Origin of the sequence: Deinococcus sp., assembly GCF_025362455.1 — a bacterium.
In the GTDB taxonomy this organism is placed as follows: domain Bacteria; phylum Deinococcota; class Deinococci; order Deinococcales; family Deinococcaceae; genus Deinococcus.
The window spans coordinates 1-18190 of sequence record NZ_JANYGJ010000230.1 but is presented as its reverse complement, the minus strand read 5'-3'; the positions used below and the strand labels follow the sequence as shown (position 1 = coordinate 18190).

Genomic DNA, 18190 nt, shown 5'->3' with positions numbered 1-18190 from the left:
ACCCGTAAAGTGTCCCAGTGCAGCAAAAACGCGCGGGGTGCCAACAGCTACACCCAGATCAAGAGCGTCGTCGAAACCGCCCGTCTGCGCGGCCACGACCCCGTGCAAACCCTGATGGACCTGCATCGCTAATCAGATACGGGAAATGCACCTGGTTCAAACACTACCTTCAACTGCTGAATGCCAAGCATCTGCCGAGTTTGAAGACGATTCGGGTGCTCGACAGCGTGTTGGAAAATCTCCAGCACCTCGAATTACAGCGCCTAGCGACCCTCAAAGCCATCGATCTCCAATTCGCTTAAAACCCTGGCGCTCTGGGCGCGATCAACACCACGGCCTGAGCGTCGTGGTCGTCGGTGGTCAGCGTCGGGGTGTTCAGGGCGTTGTCCATACTGAACATGGCGCTGCGCCTGAAAATGCCGCCCGCGTCCAGGCGGGCCACCAGGTTGTCGCGGGCGGCCCGGAACGAATCGTAGGGGTGGTGCATGGCCGAGATCAAGGTGAAGCGCTCACGGCTAAAGGCCCCGGTCCACAGGTAGCCGCCGCCGGGCAGGGGCGCCGGGCCAAACAGGCGCCCGTGGTTGTTGGCCCGCCACCAGGCCCCGTCGCTGAAGGCCTCGTCCTTGCCGGTGGGCTGCTGAAAGTACGTCTGGGTGCCGATCACGGCGCGGTAGCCCACGCTGTAGCCGCTGCGGGCCGGGTAGCCTGCCGCGCTCATGGCCGCCAGCAGCCGGGTGGTGGCCTCCTGGGGCGTGGTGGCCGCCTGGTCGATCAGCACCACATTGACCGGTTCTCGCAGGGCGCGGTCCTCAAGCTGGTAGCCGAGCCAGCGGGCCGGTTGACCGCCCTCGTCGAGCATCCACTTGCCCAGCAGACCATACGGGGTCGACGCCATGTCCGAGGCGCTGATAATCACCTCGGCAGGCGGGCTGGGCGCCCCCGGCACGGCGGCGCCCGCGTGGGGCAGCAACGAGGTCAGCAGGGCGCCCAGCAGCGCACTCAGCAGCAGCGGCACGGGCCAGATCAGGGGGCGATCCGATTTCAAGGTCACTCATCTTGGCACGCGGCGAGGAGAATGAAACGTCAGAGGGCGGAAAGTAAGGGTGTGATAAACATGACCCCGTGCCGGGTGAATCAGTGTCGGGTGAATCAGTGCCGGGTGAATCAGTGTCGGTTTTTTGCCGCCCAGTCGCCGCAGGGGGACACTCGCACTTGCCCGGCGAGGCGGAAGGGACCATGCTGAGGGCACCAAGCTCAGCCCTGATCCACGGGTCTGCGTACCACCGCCTGGACCTCACTGCAACACCACTTTTGAAACGCCGCTTCTGAACGCCCAAACCTGAGAGCCTCCCGCCCCACAGCCCGCCCAGACTTACCTTTAGCTCGACCCTATCGGTGGAGACCCTATGCAAAAGTCCGCAACCCTCACTCGCCGCCCCGCGCCCGACCGCCTCACCCCGGCGCTGTGCCTCGTCACGGCGTTGGCCCTGCTCATTGGGCTGGGGCTGAGCCTCACCGCGCCGCTGGACGTCAACCAGGGCTCGCTGGTGCGGCTGATGTTCGTGCATGTGCCCACCGCCTGGCTCAGTTACCTGGCCTACGGCGGCACCGGGCTGTTCGGATTGCTGTACCTGGTGACCCGGCAGCGCCGCTTTGACCGGCTGGCGCAGGCCAGCGGCGAAATCGGCGTGCTATTCACGGTGGCGACCATCGTGGGCGGGATGCTGTGGGCCAAGCCGACCTGGGGCACCTACTGGGTCTGGGACGCCCGGCTGACCACCACTGCCCTGTCGCTGGTCGTCTACGGCGCGTATCTGCTGGTGCGCGGCCTGATCGACGATCCGGAGCGGCGTGCCCGCGTTTCGGCGGTCATCGGCGTGGTGGGCACGCTCTACATTCCGGTCAACTACATGGCCGTCGAGTGGTGGCGCGGCGTGCATCAGACCCAGACGCTGAAACTGCTGGGCGGGGTGAGCTTCAAGGGGGCGCCCATCTACGGCGTCGTGCTGCTGGTCATGACCGTGGCCTTTACCCTGCTGTACTTCACGCTGCTGCGGCTGCGCGGCATTCTGGCCGCCCAGGAAGCGGAGCGTGAGGAGCGCGAATTTGGAATGAACAGCGAGCTGCCCGGCGAGTTCGCGCCCATGAAGGTGTCGCCGCTGGCCAGCGAGGTGCGCCGTGGCTGAGGTCTGTTATGGATCTGAGGTCTGTTATGGATAAGTACAGCGGCTACGTCATCGTCATCTACGTCGTCACCTTCGTGATCCTGGTCGGCTACCTGGCCTGGGTCGGATGGCGGCTGAGCCAGATACGCCGAGAGGACGAGGGGACGTGAGCGCTCCGCTCTCGCCCGTTCCACTTCGGCGTGCCCGGCGGCGGCGCAAGAACCCGCTGCCCTACGTCCTGGGCGGCGTGATCCTCGCGCTGCTGCTGGCCTACATCATCTTCGGCAACCTGGCGCAGAGCATCGAGTATTTCGTGACGCCCACCGAGTACAAGGCCCAGGAAGCGACACTCCAGGGCCGCACCGTGCGCATCGGCGGGCTGGTCAAAGAGGTCAGCTACGACCGCCAGACCCTCAAACTGAGCTTCAAGGTCACCGACGGCGGCGCCACCTTCCCGGTCACCTACCAGGGCGCGGTCTCGGACCTGTTCAAGGTCGATCAGGGCGTGGTCGTGCGCGGCAGTTTCGACGCCCGGAACGTCTTTACCGCCAACGAGCTGATCGTCAAGCACAGCGAGGAATACCGCGTGCCCCAGAGCCAGGGCGAACTCAAGAACATGCTCAAGAATGCCAAGGACGCGAATGCGGAAGGCCGTTGAGCAGACGTGAGCCGAACAAATGTCGATAGATCGGTGTCGTTGTGACTTTCGCTGTGGGTCTCACAGACTTGACGACGAGATTCTTCGCTCAGGATGACAGATTACGGGTCTAATTACGGGTCTCTGGCCGGACTTTCGACTTAGCATCTGTAGCCTTCTTTCTCCCCCCAGGTGAACCCCCCATGCTGAATCTGATCTCGTTTACAAACAGTCCGCTGGCGGCGCTGGGACAGCTCAGCATGCTGCTGGCGCTGGCGTTTACCCTGGCGGGGTTGTGGCTGGCCGTGCAGGGCGGCGTGCGGCGCGACCCGGCCAGCAGCGAGGCGGCCCGGCGCAGCGTCTGGGCGGTGTTCGGCTTCGTCAGCCTGGCGACCCTGGCACTGATGGCGGCCCTGCTGCGCGACGATTTCTCGGTGCGCTACGTGGCCGAGCACTCGATGGGCACCTCGCCCACCTGGGTCAAGGTCACCTCGCTGTGGGGGGCGCTGGAGGGCAGCATTTTGTTGTGGACCTGGCTGCTGTCCGGTTACGCCTTCGTGCTGAGCCTGACCCTGCGCCGTGACGGCCTGCGGCCCTGGGTGCTGGGCACCATGTTCTTCTCGCTGCTGTTTTTTGTCGGCGTGGTCGCCAGCATCGCCTCGCCGTTCACGCCGCTGGCGCAGATTCCCGTACAGGGTCAGGGGCCGAACCCGGCGCTGCAAAACCACTGGATGATGGCGGTGCATCCGGTGCTGCTGTACCTGGGCTTCGTGGGCCTGAGCGTGCCGTTTGCCTACGCGGTGGCCGCGCTGATTACCGGGCGCTTATCCGACCACTGGCTGAGCGTCACCCGCCGCTGGACCCTGGTGGCCTGGATCTTCCTGAGCGCGGCCATCGTCGCGGGCGGCTGGTGGAGCTACGAGACGCTCGGCTGGGGCGGCTACTGGGCCTGGGACCCGGTGGAGAACGCCAGCTTCGTGCCCTGGCTGCTGGTCACGGCCTTTTTGCACAGCGTCCAGATTCAGGAGAAGCGGCACCTGTTGCGCGGCTGGAACATCTGGCTGATCGTGCTGGCCTACGCCTCGACGGTGCTGGGCACCTTCCTGAACCGCAGCGGCGTGGTGCAGAGCGTCCACGCCTTCGCGGGCGGGCCGGTGGGGCCGGTCTTTTTGGGCTTCCTGGCCGCATTGCTGATCGGCGGCGTGGCTCTGAGCGCCTGGCGCACGCCCGAACTGCGCGACCTGGGCGAGTCGCCCGCGCCTGTGAGCCGTGAGGGCGCCTACCTGGCGGGCAACTGGCTGTTTTTAGTGTTCACGGTGGTCGTGCTGATCGGCACGCTCTTTCCGGTGATCGTGGAGGCGGTGACGGGCCAGAAAAACAGCATCGGGGCGCCGTTCTTCAACGCCTTCGCCATTCCCCTGGGGCTGGGCCTGCTGCTGTTGATGGGCGTCGGGCCGCTGCTGCCCTGGCGCCGCGCCGATGGGGAAAGCCTGCTCAGGGCGCTGCGAATTCCCGGTGGGGCCGGACTCCTGGGCGCAGTGATCGCCTTCGGGCTGGGCGTGCGGAGCGTGGGCGTGCTGACCACCGTGGCGCTGGCGGCCTACAACCTGGCCGGACTCGCCAGCCTGACCTGGCGGGCGGCCAGAACGCGGGGCAGTTTGCTGGGCACCCTGCGCGAGCAGCCCCGGCGCTACGGCGCCTACCTGGCCCACGTCGGGCTGGTGGTGGTGGCGCTGGGACTGGCGTTTTCGGGCAACTACAAGCGCAGCGACGAGACGACCCTGAACGTCGGGCAGCCCCGGCAGGTGCTGGGCGAGACCCTGCAACTCGACCGGATCGGCAGGGCGGTGATGCCCTACGGCACCAGCAAGGTCGCCCATATTCGCATCGACGACGTGCCTTATCAGCCACGGGTGAACGTGTACGCGCAGGCGACGGAGACGCCCTTTCCGACCCCCGCCGTGCGCTACGGCCTGTTCGGCGACACCTACCTGGTCGTGACCGCCTTCGACGAGGCCGGGGGGCAGTGGGCCAGCGTCCGGCTGATCGAGTCGCCGCTGGTGTCGTGGATCTGGGTCGGCACGCTGATTATCGTGCTCGGCGCGGGCCTGACGCTGACCGTTCCGGCCCGGACCGTGGCCCGCCAGGTCGGCAGCGGCGCCGTTGCGGCGGATTAGGGGCGGCGGCGGATTAGGGGCGGCAGCTTCAAAGCACCACTGGGACATCTTTGAGCTCCGTTTGAAGGACAATAGGACATGACTTCGACTTCAACCAACCCTGTTCCCATCTGGCGGCGCGTGCTGCCCCCGGTGCTGGCGCTCGTGCTGGTGGGCACGCTCGGTGCGGCGCTGCTGCGGCCCAGATCGGGCGGCGACGCGGGCGACAAGCTGCTGGGCAAGCCCGCGCCGACGTTTGCGCTCGCCACGCTCGACGGCGGGCAGCTCAGCTCGGCGCAACTGAGGGGTCAACCGCTGCTGCTGAATTTCTGGGCCTCCTGGTGCGTGCCCTGCCGCGACGAGGCCCCGCTGCTGCGCGAACTCAGCGAGAAGCAGTCGGGCAAACTGCGGGTGGTGGGCGTGCTGTTTGACGACAAGGACAAAAAAGGGATGCGCAAGTTCATCGCCGACTACGGCCTGAGCTACCCCAACCTGCTCGACAGCGAGCTGAAGACCGCCATCGACTACGGCATCGGCGGCGTGCCGGAGACCATCTACGTGGGCGCCGACGGCCTGGTCAAATCGGTGGACCGGGGCGGCCTGACCAGAGAGCGCCTGAGCGCGGGCCTGAAAACCATCGGAGTGGAGTTTTGAAGCGGCTCAGAGTCTCCATCTTCGGCTCACTCCTGCTGGGCGCCGCCCTGGCCGCGCCCACGTCCCCACTCACGCCCGCCCAGCAGGCCCAGGTGCAGCGCGTGGGCACGGGCGTGCGCTGCCCGATCTGCCGCGACGTGCTGCCGATCACCGAGAGCGGCAACGACATCAGCAAGCAGATGCTCTCGCAGATCAGCGATCAGGTCCAGGCCGGGCAGAGCGACGCCCAGATCTACAGCTACTTCCGTGAGCGCTACGGCAACCGGGTGCTGCTGCGGCCCCCTGACGACTCCTCCGGGCTGCTGCTGTGGGCCATTCCGGGCTTGGCCCTGCTGCTGGGCGCCTTCGGCCTGGGCCGCTACCTGCGTCCGCGTGCGGCGATGGCGGCCACTGTTCAGACCCCCATCCAGACCGAACCCGACGCCGACGATCCCTACCTGGCCGAGATCCGTGCCCGCGTGCGGCGTGAGCGGGGCAAACTGTGACGCTGCTGGTCCTCGTGGTGGTGCTGGCGCTGGCGGCGCTGGGCCTGACGCTGGCGCCGCTGCTGGGCCGCCGTGTCAGGGGCCAGGTCGGTGAGGGAAACCAGGTCGGTAACGGAAGCACGGTGCCCGACCCCGACGCCCCCGAACGCAGCCGCCTGGAAGCCGAGCAGGCCGCCCTGAGCGCTGAACTCATCGCCCTGCCCGAAGGCGTGCATAAACCTGAGCTGGAAAACCGCGCCGCCCGTGTACTGCGAGCCCTCGACGCCTTGCCGCCCGCACCGGGCCAGCGGCCCAGCCCGGCCCTGGGTGCCCTCGGCGTGCTGATCGCCCTGACGGTGGTGGCGGTGGGCGCGGTGAGCTTCGTGCCCAGGTGGCAACTGGCTGCCCTGAACGGGCCGGAGGGCCTGGCGGTGCAGAGTGCCCTGAGCCTGCCGGGCCTTCAGCGCACGGCCCTGGGCAGTCGCAGTCAAAGCGCTTACCTGGCGTGGGGCGACGCGGCCTTCACGTCGTCGCGCTACGACCAGGCCAGCCAGGCGTATGCCGGGGCGCTCAAGCTCGACCCCAAGCAGCCCAGGGCGCTGCGGCGGCTGGGCATCATGCTGCTCACCGGGCAGGGCGGGATGGCCCTCAGCGACCAGAAACAGGCGTCGCAGGCGTTTTTGCTGGTCCGCACCGCCGCGCAGCTCGCCCCGCAGGACCCCGAAAGTCAGTTGCTGCTCGGCTACGCCCTGAACACGTTCGGCCAGGGCAACCTGGCCCTGGCCGCGCTGGAGCGCTACCGAAACCTCGCTCCCCAAGGCCGCGAGGCCGACGACCTGATCGCCACCTTGCAGGCCAGCCGTGACCGCGCAGACCCCGGCGCCCGCGTCTACGCCGCCAACTGCGCCAGTTGCCACGGCGCCGCCGGGTTCGGTGGCCTCGGCCCCAACCTGCACGAGAGCCGTCTGAGCCGCGCCGCCCTGAAGGCCGTCATCCTGAACGGCAAGGGCAGCATGCCCGCCTACCCTCAGATCAAAGGCGCCGAGCTGGACGCGCTGCTGACCCGCCTGGAACGCTGGGAGAAGTGAGCCGTGCCCGCGTCTAGACCGGGCTCGACCAGGGGCCTGACCCGGCGGCAGGTGCTGGAAAAATGGTGGACCTTGCCGGTGGGCGCCACCATCGTCGCCTTCGGGTGGATGGGGCTGTACGCCAGCCGGGTGACTTTTGGCAAGCGGGCGCCGGGCAGGCCGAATTTCGTGCCCGGCACGCCTTTGAGAGTGGCCGCGTTCAGTGCGCTGACGCAGGACTGGGCGCAGCAGGCCTTCACCTACGACGGGCGGCCCTGTCTGGCCCTGCGGTTGCCGCGCCCGGTGCCGGGCGGCCTGACGGTGGCGGGCGCCCACTATGCCGCCTACAGCCGCGTCTGCACCCACCTGGGCTGCGCGGTGAACCTGATCCGCGACCCGGAGGTGCTGGCCTTCAGCTTCAACTACCGCCCCCCGGACAGCTCGCCGCAACTCGGTTGCCCCTGCCATTACAGCGTGTTCAGCCCGCTGGGTTCCGGCGAGGCGGTCTTCGGCAAGGCCAGGGCGCCCCTGCCCCGCGTGCGGCTTTCCCGGCGCGGCGCCGAGCTGTGGGCCACCGGCATCGAGGCGGCGCCTGAACTGGGCAGAGGCGGCGCCTGGGCTGGGAACATGAGCTGGACGACCAGACTTGCCCTGCCGTCCGAACTTCCCGAAGTCGCCGCCGTGCTTCAGGCCGCCGCCCTGGCCCTTGAAAAGCGGGGGCAGACGCTGTGGCCGCAGGAAGCGCTGAGCGCCGCCGCATTGACTGCGCAATACCTGGATAGGCAGTATCCGGACGGGCAGCGCTGGCTGGGTGAACTGGAGACACGGCCCGTCGCCACCATGACCTTGCTCGTCAGCGACCCCCACTTCTGGCCGGACGCGCAGGGCGAGGCGCTGTACCTGCACAAGCTGGCCGTCCATCCTGAGTTTCAGGGCCTCGGCCTCAGCACCCGGATGCTGGAGGCGGCGGTTCAGGAAGCCCGGCGGCGTGGGTGCGGCTTCCTGCGCCTCGACACTGTGCAAGACCGGCCCCGGCTGCGGGCCGTCTACGAGGGCTTCGGCTTCGGCAACTGCGGCGCTAAACATGTGCAGGGCTACGAGGTGGCGCTCTACGAGCTGCGGGTGTGAGGGCGGGGACGCGGCGTCTGTCGGCTGGATGGGCTGGTGGTGGGTACGTTGCTTTTTTGGGCTGTAGCACGTCGCAAATGCGTCGGCTCCCCCAGCCCCCAGCGGGCAGGCCCGATAGGTGCCGCTCTGCCCAAGAAGCCCCCGCCCCGGTGGGGCGCAACTGGCCACAGGTTCGGGGGAGAGCAGGCGTGCCCAGGCGCGTCCGTTCTGCTCGATAAGGCCCCTCACCTCTCTTGATTAGCCTACGTGTCAATAGAACCTTGGAGGGGGTTTGTCGCTGCGCTAGGCATGGTACATCCGATTCGTCCCACACGCACTTTTTCTCCCGGCGTTCTCCACATCGTGGCCGCTGGCGTAGGGCGCCCGTGCTCCGCAACTGCCCATAATTGGCCTCGCTGGAATTTAGTGTTCTACTTCAGCGGAAAACAGCATCTGGGTGGGCATTGTTGACCCCTCTCCTGCGGAGCTGTACCAGTCGCCCCCTGCGGGAGAGTCGCAGACCTGCTTGCAGAGGGGAAGTGAGCAACGCTCATGCCCTCCATATTTTCCCACTTCCCACTTCCCACGACCCACTCCCCACAGACCACACGCCCTCACGGCGCAGGCGTATCCTGGCCCAGCAAAATAGTCATATCCGCCTCCGGGGCGCCGCCTGCGGCCCGAAGCTGACCGTAACCGAGATCGGATTTGAGCGTGTTCAGGGCGGCGCCCGCCTGGCCCACCACCGCCGTCGTCGGCGTGCTCACCCTGGGCAGCCGGGCGATCCAGACGTTGGCGTAGCCGTTGGCGGCCAGTTTGGCTTGCAGGGCGCGGGCGGCGCCGTCGGGGGCGTCGATGTTGGCAATCGCCACGCTGCGGCTGCGCGGGTCGGCGGGGTCGGTGAAGGTGCTCGCCACCAGCTCGCGGATGCCGCTGCGGTCCGGTGTCCAGGTGCCGCCGGGGCCGAAGTTGCCGGGCAGGGTGTGGGCGCTGACCTTGGGGCCACCGGCCAGCGCGCCCAGCGCCTGGGCCACGGTGTCCCGGCTGAGGTTGGACCTGGTGTTGCGGCCCAGCGCACCGACCACGCCCGGCAGGCGCCAGATGTTGAGCGGACTGCGCAGCCGCTGCTGAAGGGCCTGCAAGTAAAGCTGCTGACGCGCCACCCGCCCGATGTCACCCAGGTTGTCGTGGCGAAAGCGCAAAAAGCCCTCCACCTGGTCGCCGCTGAGGTGCTGCATGCCGGGTTGCAGATCGACATGCAGATGTCCGGCGTTGTCGTCGTACTTCATCACCTCCGGCACATTCAGGCTCACGCCACCCGACGCATTGGTCATGTCACGCAGGGCGTTGAGGCTCAGCAGGGCGTAGCCGTCGATACGCACGCCCAGCAAGTTCTGGACCGACTTGACCAGCGTATCCGGGCCACCACGCGGATTAGACGCGTTGATCTTGCCGAAACCGGAGCCAGGAATCTCGACCCAGGTGTCGCGGGGAATGCTCAGCAGCTCGACCTTGCCGCCTGGACGGAGCTGGGCGAGCATGATGGTGTCGGTCAGGCCCGTGTAATTTTCAGGCTTGGCCGGGTACGGCCAGACCGCCGCCGCCTCGTCGTAATTGGGCGTGACCCCGGCCAGCAGCACGTTGATGGGCCGCTCCGGGGTACGCGGCAGGGCGCCGTACTGCTTCAGGACCGGCACGGCAGGCGAAATCAGCGCGGCCAGGCCCGCCAGCGAGAGCAGCAGCAATACTCGAACGACCATTACACGTCAATCTAGCAGCCCGCACGCGCCAATTGGGCCATATCCGACAAAACCGCCAAAATAAAACCGGCCCTCAGCGGGTGGGAATGTCCACGGCAGTGTTGGCACCCACACTGACGGGCACCTGGCCGCTGCTGACCGCGCCGCCGATGGTCAAGGTGGCGCTGAGGGTGTACTGACCGGCTGGAAGCTGGCCGATACTGTAGGGAAAGCGCTGCTGGGGCGCCGTCCCCGGCCCCTGGCTGGACACCGAACCCACGACCCTGCCGTTCTGGAGCGCGTCGACCCGCAGCGCATACGGCGCACCGGGCGTGGACGCGGCGAGCTGGGCTGCCTGAAGCGCCGCGCCCACGTCGAGCAGCTTGCCGCCCGTGACGGTTTTGGCCGTACCGATCAGCAGGGCGCGTACCTGGGCCGCGCTCAGATCGGGGCGCAGGCCGAGCATCAGAGCCGCCGCGCCGCTGACCAGGGGGGCCGCCTCGCTGGTACCCGCCCGCAGGGTGTACTTGCCCTGAGAACTCAGGTTCGTGGTCAGAATTTCGCTGCCGCCGCCCTGATCGCCGCCGGGCGCCACCAGATCGAGCTGCTTCTGGCCCGGCTTGGGGCGAGCGCTGTAAGAGGCCAGCACGTCGGTTTTGCCCAGCGCCCCAATCGCCAGCACGTTGGGATCGCTGGCCGGGTAATACAGACCCTCGCCCGGCGTGTTGCCCGCCGCCGCCACCAGCAGCGCCTGCCTGGAAGCCGCCGCCAGCGCTGTCGCCAGGGCCGGGTCGGTGTTGACGCCGCGCAGCCCCAGACTCATGTTGATGACCCGCGCCCCCTGGGCTACGGCGTAGTTCACGCCTGCCGTCAGGCTGGAAGTCGTCGCCCCCGACGAGGCGCCGAGTTCGCCGAAGACCTTGACCGGCAGCAGCGTCCGCCCCGTCCAGGTCAGGCCCACGATGCCCTTGCCGTTGTTGCCCACCGCCCCGATCAGGCCCGCGCTGGAGGTGCCGTGCCCACTTTCGCTGCCGGAGGTCAGGTCGCTGGGGTCATCGTCCTCGCCGGTACAGACGCTGCTCTCACTGAGCGCCGAGCAAAAATCGCGGCCCGGCAGCAGCCGCCCGGCCAGGTCCTCGTGGCCGGTGTCCACCCCGGTGTCGAGGACGGCGACTATGGCGCCCACCGGCAGCTTGCCCAGCGCGGTGAGCTTGTCCCAGGCCGCCTGGGCACCGATGCGCGTGAGGTAGTCCTGGTCATAGCTGACGTTGCCGATCCGGACGCCCGCGTTGCCAGGGTAGCCGGGGTCGTTGGGCACGCTCAGCGCCCGGTAGATGTAGTTGGGCTGGGCGCTCAGGCCGCTGGCAGTCAGCTCAGCGGCGAAGTCGGCGTCGCTGTGCCCCGCCGGGGTGTACGCCAGGGTCAGCTCCGCCGTGCCGAGCACTTGCGTCCGGATACCCGACAGCGCCTCTGCCGCGCCGCTCAACCCCTGCGCCTGCAAGGCTCCGGCACTCAGATCACTGGCGCTCACCAGCACCTGTCCGGCCATGTGAGGCGCACTCCAGTTGACAGTTAATCCAGCAGTTGACAGTGCCTGACTTGCCCTGTTTTGATCCTGTGCATCTGCCGCGACGCCCGGCGCCAGCACGTTGCCGCTGACGGTGTAGCGGGCGCCAGTCGGGTTGGTTCCGCCGCCGACGTCGCAGGCGCTCAGGATCAGGCCCAGGCTGAGCACGGCGGCGCCCAGGAACGGTACCCGGCGGGACGCTGGATGTTGTGGTGTTTGAGTTGGACGCATACCACGCATTATGTCGGCCTTCACCTGACGACTGGCCGCACCTGGCCTGAGAAGCGTGACCCGGCTCTCATCGTGCGCCGCCCCGAACGCCCTCCCAGACCAACCTGCTGCCGGACCGGGGCGTCACTTTATCCCCTCTCCCCACCTTCATCCCCTCTCCCCTACCTGCCGCTGCACTTCAAAGGCCGCCGCGCCCACCGCCACCGCCAGGTTCAGGCTGCGGCCCCCGCCCGGCTGCGGCAGCTTGAGTCTGGGCAGGGCGTCACGCAGCCAGTCGGGCAGCCCCCGCGACTCGGCGCCGAACAGCAGCACGTCGCCGCGCCGGAAGGCCACGCCGGTATACAGCTCGGTGGCGTGCGTCGAAAAGGCCCAGACCCGCTCGCCCGGCTGCAAGGTGCTCTGGAAGGCGGTCCACGAGTCGTGTTCGACCAGCGTCACACCGCCCAGGTAATCCATCACGGCGCGGGCGAATTCCCGGTCCTGCAAGCGGAAGCCGTAGGGGCGGATCAGGTGCAGCTCGGCGCCCAGCACGGCGCAGGTGCGGGCCACGTTGCCGACGTTCCCGGCTTTTTCCGGCGAGTACAGCACGACCCTGCACAGCGGCAGCGCTCCGGTCACTGTCGTACCGACGCTGTGTCAACTAACGCTGTGTTAACCGACGCTGTATTGACCAACAGCACGGTGGCGCGGGCCTGGATGTGATCGGGGGCCAGCCCCTCGCTGGTCTTGAAGCTCACCCCCACCTCGGCGGGAGCGAGCCCCAGCAGCGCGGCAATGTTGGCGGCGATCTCGGCTCGCAGTGGCCCCAGCCTGGGCCGGTCCAGGGTGATGACCAGCGCCACGTTGCCCGGTAAGTAACCGCGCTCAGAGGCCAGCGCCAGGCAGCGCTCCAGAATGCTCTGCGAGTTCATTCCGGCCCACTGCGGATCGGTGTCGGGAAAATACTGGCCGATGTCGCCCAGCGCCAGGCCGCTCAGCAGCGCGTCGGCCAGGCTGTGCAGGGCCACGTCGCCGTCGCTGTGGGCCACCGCGCCGCGCGGGGCGCCGGGCACGCTCACGCCGCCCAGCACCAGGGGCCGCCCGGCTTCCAGGCGGTGCGCGTCTTCTCCGTAACCGATGCGGTAGGGCAACATGGGGGGAGTTTACACGTCTGCAACAGGTGTGGGCGCGGTCAGTTTCAGCAGCTCGACCAGTTTCAACAACTCCACGTAGACCTTGGCCGTCGCCGCCGCGTCTTCCAGGGCGTCGTGGGCGGCGTACTCGATGCCGAAATGCCCGGCCAGTTGCGCCAGCGGCGTGCCCACGCTGTGCGGCAGCAGCCCGGCGTGAATCAGGAACTGGGCGCTGAGCTTGGTGTCGATGTGCCCGCGCCGGAAAATGCGCCCCAGGTCCGGCAGCAGCGGGCGCAAAAAGCCCAGGTCGAAGTCGAAATTGTGCCCGCCCAGCATCACCCGGCCCACCTCGGCGGCGTACTGGCGCACGGCGGCGGCCACCTCTTCGGGCGGCTGGGCGGCGCGGTCGTGCTCGGCAATGTCGATGCCGGTGACGGCCAGCGCACCGGGCTCGACGCAGTATTCGCGGTGCTTGAGCCTCAGATGCAGCGGGCGGGTGATCTCGCCGTCTGGCATCAGCGTCACCATCCCAATCGTCAGCAGCGGGTGGCGCTCAGCGCTGCGTCCGCCCGTCTCGGTATCGAGAAAGATGATCGGCTGGCGCAGCGCGGCCAGTTGAAGCAGGGCCGGTTGGAGTGGCGCCGGTTGGGGAGCGGGAGCAGACATGAGAGCAGCTTGCCACGCGCCCAGGGCCGGGTATGTAAGGTCGGGGGCAGGGAAGGGTTGGCTCAGCAGGGTTGGCTCAGCAGGGTTGGCTCAGCTTTCCGCCGTCTCGCCTGCCCCGGCTGACGCTGACCCGAACGCCGCCGCCGCCAGGTGCAGCGCGTGCGACACCACGTCTTCCGGCCAGCCGGAGGCCATCAGCACGTCCTCGAAACCGCTCCGATTACCGGCGTAGAGCGTTCGCAGCACGTCCTGAAAACCCCGATGGTCCCCGGCCACCGCGCCCAGAAACCGGCTGGTGGCGTCCTGGGCCTGGCGCTCACGGCCCACCCCGGCCTTGCGGGCGGCGTCAACCAGGCGGCGCAGGGTCACGGCGGCCCCGCCCGGCTGGGCATCGAGCCAGGCCCAGTGACGAACGAGCAGAGCCACCTCCCGGCTCTCGCGCTGCGGGCCAGGCCGCTGATTGGCTGGAGCGGGAGAGGGAAGCTGTGTCAGCACCTGGGCCAGCGAGCCGCGCAAATCGAAGTCCACGCCCGCGCCGGTCGCGTCGTTGAAGATCAGGAACGGTAGTGTGTGATCGGCGGCGTCCTGGTGGCGCCACAGCAGCGTCAACACCTCCGGCAGCGGGGCCGTGACGAGCCGGGCAGCGTTCAGGAAGGCGGTGAAGGTCGGCTCGGTCTCCATTCGTCCAGAGTACAGCGGCCAGATTCCGGCATTCAGACAGATTCCGGCATTCAGATTTTCCAGCGTTCAAATCTACAGCGGCCTGGTTCCCGTACTCACCATCTGTGCCCGGCGCCTCACCAGGGCGTGCGGGTCGCGCTGGAGCTGCGCCAGCACCTCGGCAGGCAGCTCGGCGCGGCCAGATAAGGCCAGGCGCACGCCGTAGTCGGGGTCGCGGGCGAGCAGCGCCATCAGCTCGGCGCTCAGGTCGGGGTGCTGGGCCACCGCCGCCCGAAGGGCCCACTCGGAGCGCCCGGCCAGTTGAGCCAGCCGCCCGGCGCTGAGCTGAGCGCGGTTGGCCACCGCCCACTGGGCCTGCGGGTCGGCGTGGCGCATGGCCAGTTCCTGCACCCACTCCGGCGCCGCCTCGACGGCTGCCAGACGGGCCAGCGTGCGCCCGGACCAGCTCTGAAACTCGCCCGGATGCGCCAATCTCAGCAGCGGCAGCGCCGGGTTTTGCAGCACGGCTTGGGGAACATCGGGGGCGAGCTGAGCCAGCACCCCGGCGGGCGTGTTGGGATGCCGGGCCACCGCCTCACGCAGCGGCGCGGAGTCGCGGCGGGCCAGTTGCGTGAGCTGATCGGCGGTGGCGCCAGGACCGGGCAGCTCAGCGCCGGGCAGCTCGGTGAGGGTGGACGTGGACACGTTGCCCATTCTGGCCTCTGGAGCGGCAGGCAACCGTCCCGGCGTGACAAACCGGAGTCGGCTCTCTTAACGAAAACCCCACGCTTTACTGTGCGAGCAGCAGCTCCAAAAAAACCAGATCGAGCCAGCGGTCAAACTTGAAGCCGACTTCTTTGAAGTGGGCGACCTTCTCGAAGCCGAGCTGGGCGTGCAGATGCAGGCTGACAGCGTTGTCGGCGTCGATTCCCGCCAGCAGGGCATGTAGGCCACGATCACGGGCATGAGCGATCAGCGCCTCGACCAGTTGGCGCCCGGTCCCCTGCCCGCGTGCCGACTCGGCCACATAGAGCAGATGTCATAAAAAGGGTCTTTTTATGACCGAGCGGAGCGAGTAGTGTTGACTGAGCAAGGCGCAGAATGGAGGCGCGGGGAGGCTGTTTTCCCCGTGGCGTAATTCGGAGTACTGCTCTAGACGCTGTGCTCGGCGGTATGCAGGTAGCCGCGCCAGGCCCGGAACGGCCCGTAGCTGGCAAAGCCCATGACCGGCCCGTTCTGCGTCTGGGTGGCGACCAACACCGGCCAATCACCCGCCTGCTTGGCCAAGAGCCAGACCTGGCGGCTCTCCAGCGTCACCGGGTCGTAGTCGTAGGAGGCGGTGGTACTCGCCACGGCGTCGTTGTAGATGGCCAGCACCGCGCTCAGCTTCAGTGGCGTGGCGGATGGTCAGTTCAGTGGACACGGCACAGTCTATCAACTGGTCCAGAGCATCCCCCCAACCGTAACCACTTTCCCCCCACGTTCACCTTCCTGCTCTACAATTCCCACCGATGCCTGCACGAATTCTGACGCTGCCCAGCGGCCTGACCGTCGCCTTTGAGCGCCGCGCCACGCCGGGTTTTTCGTTCCAGCTCCGCCTGCCGCTGGGCAGCGCCCACGACCCGGTGGGGCAGGAGGGCAGCGCCTCGCTGGTCGAGGAGTGGCTCTACAAGGGCGCCGGAGACCTCAGCGCCCGCGAGTTTCAGGACGCCCTCGACGACCTGGGTGTGCGGCGCGGCGGCGGGCTGGACGCCGAATCGACGGTGTTTGCCGCCAGCGGCCTGGGCGAAGACCTGGGCGGGGCGCTGACCTTGTTCGCCGAGTTGCTGCGCCGCCCGGCCCTGCCCGACGCCGAGGTGCCGGTGCTGCTCGACCTGGCCCGCCAGGACATCGAGAGTGCGCTCGACAGCCCGGCGGACCGGCTGGGCCTGGAAACCCGCGAACTGCTGTTTGGCGCCAGCGGCTTTGCCCACCCCAGCAGCGGCACCCTGGAGGGACTGGCCGGGATCAGCTTGGCCTCGGCGCGGGCTTTTCAGAGGCGGTACGGGGCGCAGGGCGCCGTCCTGGGCGTGGTGGCCGACGAAGAAGCCGAAACGGTCTTCGAGCTGGCCGGGCGGCTCTTCGGCGACTGGCACGGCGGCGACGCACCCGCGCTGACGCCGCACCCGCAACTGGGCCGAACGCACCACCTGCACGACGACAGCTTTCAGACCCATTTCACCCTGACGGGCCGGGGCGTCTCGCCGCACAGCCCGGACTGGTTCGCCTGGCACCTGGCCCTCACCGCGCTGTCGGGCGGCAGCGCCAGTCGGCTGTTTCACGCGGTGCGCGAGGAGCGCGGCCTGGCTTACAGCGTCATGGCCGGGCCGCAACTGATCGGCAGCGAGGCGTTGCTGAGCGGTTACGCGGCCAGCACGCCCGAACGTGCCCCCGAAACCCTGGCGGTGATGCTCAGTGAGCTGGAAAGATGGCGGCGCGGCCTGACCCGCCCGGAGTTCGAACGCGCCCGCAGCGCCCTCATGGCCAGCACGGTCTTCGGCTCCGAGAGCATCCGTGCCCGCAGCGGCGGCATGGTGCGCGACCTGGCGCTGTTCGGGCGGGTGCGCGAGCCGGGCCAGATGCGGGGCGACATCGCCGCCCTGAGCTACCAGGGCGTCAACGCCTTTCTGAGCAGCTACGACCCCGGCCCGTTGAGCCTGGTGTCGCTGGGGCCAGCCGCGCTGAGCCTGAGCGCCGCCGGGGTGAGTCATGTCTGAGGCGAATGTGTCTGGGTCGCCAGCCGACAAGCTGCCCAGGACCACGCCGGTCCGGCACCTGCTCAGCAGCGGCCTGACCGTGGTGCTGGAGCATGACCCACAGGCGCTGACAGTGGCGATAGGCTACTTCGTGCGCACCGGTGCCCGCGACGAACTCAGGGCCGAAATGGGCGCCTCGCACTTTCTGGAACACCTGATGTTCAAGGGCTCCGAGGCCGTCAGCGCCGCGCAGCTCAACGCCCGGCTGGACGCGCTGGGCGGTCAGGCCAACGCGTTTACCAGCGAGGAGGCCACCGTCTACCACGCCGCCTCGCTGCCGGAAGACCAACTTGAGCTGCTGAGCACCCTCAGCGTGCTGCTGAGCCCGGCCCTGCGCCCGGAGGAGGTGGAAACCGAGCGCGGTGTGATACTGGAAGAGATCGAGATGTACGCCGATCAGCCGGATTCGCGCCTGCTCGACGGCCTGCACGCCGACTACTGGGCAGATCACCCGCTGGGCCATCTGGTGCTGGGCACCTCCGAGACGGTGCGCAACCTGAGCCCGGAGACGCTGCGGCGCAACTTCAAGGAGCGTTACGGTACGCCGCGCATGACCCTGGTGGTCTGCGGCCAGTTTGACGTTCAGGCCGTGCTGGACGCCGCCGAGGCCGTCAGCGCCGGGTGGCCCCGCAGCGCCTCCACGCGCACGCTGCCGCCCCATACTCCGGCGGGCGGCCTGAAGATCACTGCCGACGACACGCTGGGCCGCGCCCAGGTCGCGCTGACCGCGCCGGGCCTGAGCAGCGCCGATCCGCTGCGCGAGGCCGCGCACGTGCTGAGCGAGATCATCGGCGGCGAGAACGGGCGGCTGTACTGGACGCTGATCGACACCGGCCTGAGCGACAGCGCCGACCTCTCGCACAGCGAATACGACGGGGCGGGCACCTACGAGGGCGGCTTTACCTGCGACCCGCCGCGCACCCAGCAGGTGCTGGACCTGTTCCGGGGCGTGCTGCAAGACGTTCAGAGAGGCGGCGTGAGCGACACCGAGGTGCGCCGGGCCGCCCGCAAAATCGCCGTGAGTGCCCTGCTGCGCGCCGGAACGCCGCAGGGCCGCCTGTTTTCGCTGGGCATGGATTACCTCAGCCGGGGCGAACTGGTCAGCGCCGATCAGAGCGTGGGGCGCTACACCGCCGTCACGCCGCAGATGGTGCAGGCCGTACTGGAGAG

Annotated in this window: 20 protein-coding genes; 10 read left to right on the top strand and 10 right to left on the bottom strand. The window is 68.4% G+C overall.

Going from position 1 to position 18190, the window contains the following annotated elements; translation table 11 throughout:
- Positions 1-298: 298 nt before the first annotated feature.
- Positions 299-1045 (bottom strand): hypothetical protein, encoded by a 747-nt coding sequence (locus Q0R23_RS16230; protein WP_293914656.1) that lies wholly within the window; start codon positions 1043-1045, stop codon positions 299-301.
- A gap of 361 nt (positions 1046-1406) precedes the next feature.
- On the opposite strand from Q0R23_RS16230, the gene ccsA reads away from it, so the two are divergent.
- The 8 genes from ccsA (at position 1407) to Q0R23_RS18525 (ending at position 8271) form a co-directional block, all read left to right on the top strand.
- Positions 1407-2186, top strand: a complete 780-nt coding sequence (gene ccsA, locus Q0R23_RS16225; protein WP_293914654.1) for a cytochrome c biogenesis protein CcsA — start codon at positions 1407-1409, stop codon at positions 2184-2186.
- Between the two features lie 26 nt (positions 2187-2212).
- The gene (gene ccmD, locus Q0R23_RS16220; protein ID WP_293914652.1) at positions 2213-2335 is read left to right on the top strand and encodes a heme exporter protein CcmD; all 123 of its coding nucleotides are present in this window, start codon (positions 2213-2215) and stop codon (positions 2333-2335) included.
- The gene (ccmE, locus tag Q0R23_RS16215) at positions 2332-2823 is read left to right on the top strand and encodes a cytochrome c maturation protein CcmE (RefSeq protein ID WP_293914650.1); all 492 of its coding nucleotides are present in this window, start codon (positions 2332-2334) and stop codon (positions 2821-2823) included. The genes ccmD and ccmE overlap by 4 nt, the downstream gene beginning before the upstream one ends.
- Positions 2824-3005: 182 nt before the next feature.
- On the top strand, positions 3006-4979 hold the full coding sequence (locus Q0R23_RS16210; protein ID WP_293914648.1) for a heme lyase CcmF/NrfE family subunit: 1974 nt from the start codon (positions 3006-3008) through the stop codon (positions 4977-4979).
- Between the two features lie 78 nt (positions 4980-5057).
- Positions 5058-5612: a redoxin domain-containing protein gene (locus Q0R23_RS16205; protein ID WP_293914646.1), complete on the top strand. Its 555-nt coding sequence runs from the start codon at positions 5058-5060 to the stop codon at positions 5610-5612.
- The gene (locus tag Q0R23_RS16200; RefSeq protein ID WP_293914644.1) at positions 5609-6097 is read left to right on the top strand and encodes a cytochrome c-type biogenesis protein CcmH; all 489 of its coding nucleotides are present in this window, start codon (positions 5609-5611) and stop codon (positions 6095-6097) included. The genes Q0R23_RS16205 and Q0R23_RS16200 overlap by 4 nt, the downstream gene beginning before the upstream one ends.
- Positions 6094-7164 (top strand): c-type cytochrome, encoded by a 1071-nt coding sequence (locus tag Q0R23_RS16195; protein WP_293914642.1) that lies wholly within the window; start codon positions 6094-6096, stop codon positions 7162-7164. The genes Q0R23_RS16200 and Q0R23_RS16195 overlap by 4 nt, the downstream gene beginning before the upstream one ends.
- Before the next feature lie 3 nt (positions 7165-7167).
- Entirely contained in the window at positions 7168-8271 is a 1104-nt protein-coding gene (locus tag Q0R23_RS18525) for a GNAT family N-acetyltransferase (protein ID WP_366520445.1), read from the top strand.
- Positions 8272-8864: 593 nt separating this feature from the next.
- Here Q0R23_RS18525 and Q0R23_RS16180 read toward each other — a convergent pair.
- The 9 genes from Q0R23_RS16180 to Q0R23_RS16140 form a co-directional block, all read right to left on the bottom strand.
- Positions 8865-10010 carry an LCP family protein gene (locus Q0R23_RS16180; RefSeq protein WP_293914640.1) on the bottom strand — a complete coding sequence of 382 codons (1146 nt, stop codon included), beginning with the start codon at positions 10008-10010 and terminating at the stop codon, positions 8865-8867.
- A gap of 73 nt (positions 10011-10083) precedes the next feature.
- The gene (locus Q0R23_RS16175) at positions 10084-11787 is read right to left on the bottom strand and encodes a S8 family serine peptidase (RefSeq protein ID WP_293914638.1); all 1704 of its coding nucleotides are present in this window, start codon (positions 11785-11787) and stop codon (positions 10084-10086) included.
- 147 nt (positions 11788-11934) lie between these two features.
- The gene (locus Q0R23_RS16170; protein WP_293914636.1) at positions 11935-12405 is read right to left on the bottom strand and encodes a tRNA (cytidine(34)-2'-O)-methyltransferase; all 471 of its coding nucleotides are present in this window, start codon (positions 12403-12405) and stop codon (positions 11935-11937) included.
- A complete protein-coding gene (gene ispF / locus Q0R23_RS16165) occupies positions 12402-12920 on the bottom strand; it encodes a 2-C-methyl-D-erythritol 2,4-cyclodiphosphate synthase (protein ID WP_293914634.1) in 519 nt (172 codons plus the stop codon). Before ispF ends, Q0R23_RS16170 begins: the two co-directional genes overlap by 4 nt.
- Before the next feature lie 9 nt (positions 12921-12929).
- On the bottom strand, positions 12930-13565 hold the full coding sequence (locus tag Q0R23_RS16160; protein ID WP_293914632.1) for a 3'-5' exonuclease: 636 nt from the start codon (positions 13563-13565) through the stop codon (positions 12930-12932).
- A gap of 90 nt (positions 13566-13655) precedes the next feature.
- The gene (locus Q0R23_RS16155; RefSeq protein WP_293914630.1) at positions 13656-14246 is read right to left on the bottom strand and encodes a DUF2239 family protein; all 591 of its coding nucleotides are present in this window, start codon (positions 14244-14246) and stop codon (positions 13656-13658) included.
- Positions 14247-14318: 72 nt separating this feature from the next.
- Positions 14319-14930, bottom strand: coding sequence for a hypothetical protein (locus Q0R23_RS16150; RefSeq protein ID WP_293914628.1), 612 nt, complete (start codon positions 14928-14930; stop codon positions 14319-14321).
- A gap of 85 nt (positions 14931-15015) precedes the next feature.
- Entirely contained in the window at positions 15016-15252 is a 237-nt protein-coding gene (locus Q0R23_RS16145) for a GNAT family N-acetyltransferase (protein ID WP_293914626.1), read from the bottom strand.
- 125 nt (positions 15253-15377) lie between these two features.
- Positions 15378-15602 carry a GNAT family N-acetyltransferase gene (locus tag Q0R23_RS16140; RefSeq protein ID WP_293914624.1) on the bottom strand — a complete coding sequence of 75 codons (225 nt, stop codon included), beginning with the start codon at positions 15600-15602 and terminating at the stop codon, positions 15378-15380.
- Between the two features lie 134 nt (positions 15603-15736).
- Here Q0R23_RS16140 and Q0R23_RS16135 point away from each other — a divergent pair, with 134 nt between their 5' ends.
- Together Q0R23_RS16135 and Q0R23_RS16130 are read left to right on the top strand one after the other, a co-directional pair.
- Positions 15737-16981, top strand: a complete 1245-nt coding sequence (locus tag Q0R23_RS16135) for a pitrilysin family protein (RefSeq protein ID WP_293914622.1) — start codon at positions 15737-15739, stop codon at positions 16979-16981.
- A gap of 7 nt (positions 16982-16988) precedes the next feature.
- A partial coding sequence (locus Q0R23_RS16130; protein WP_293914620.1) for a pitrilysin family protein occupies positions 16989-18190 on the top strand: 1202 nt, incomplete at its 3' end.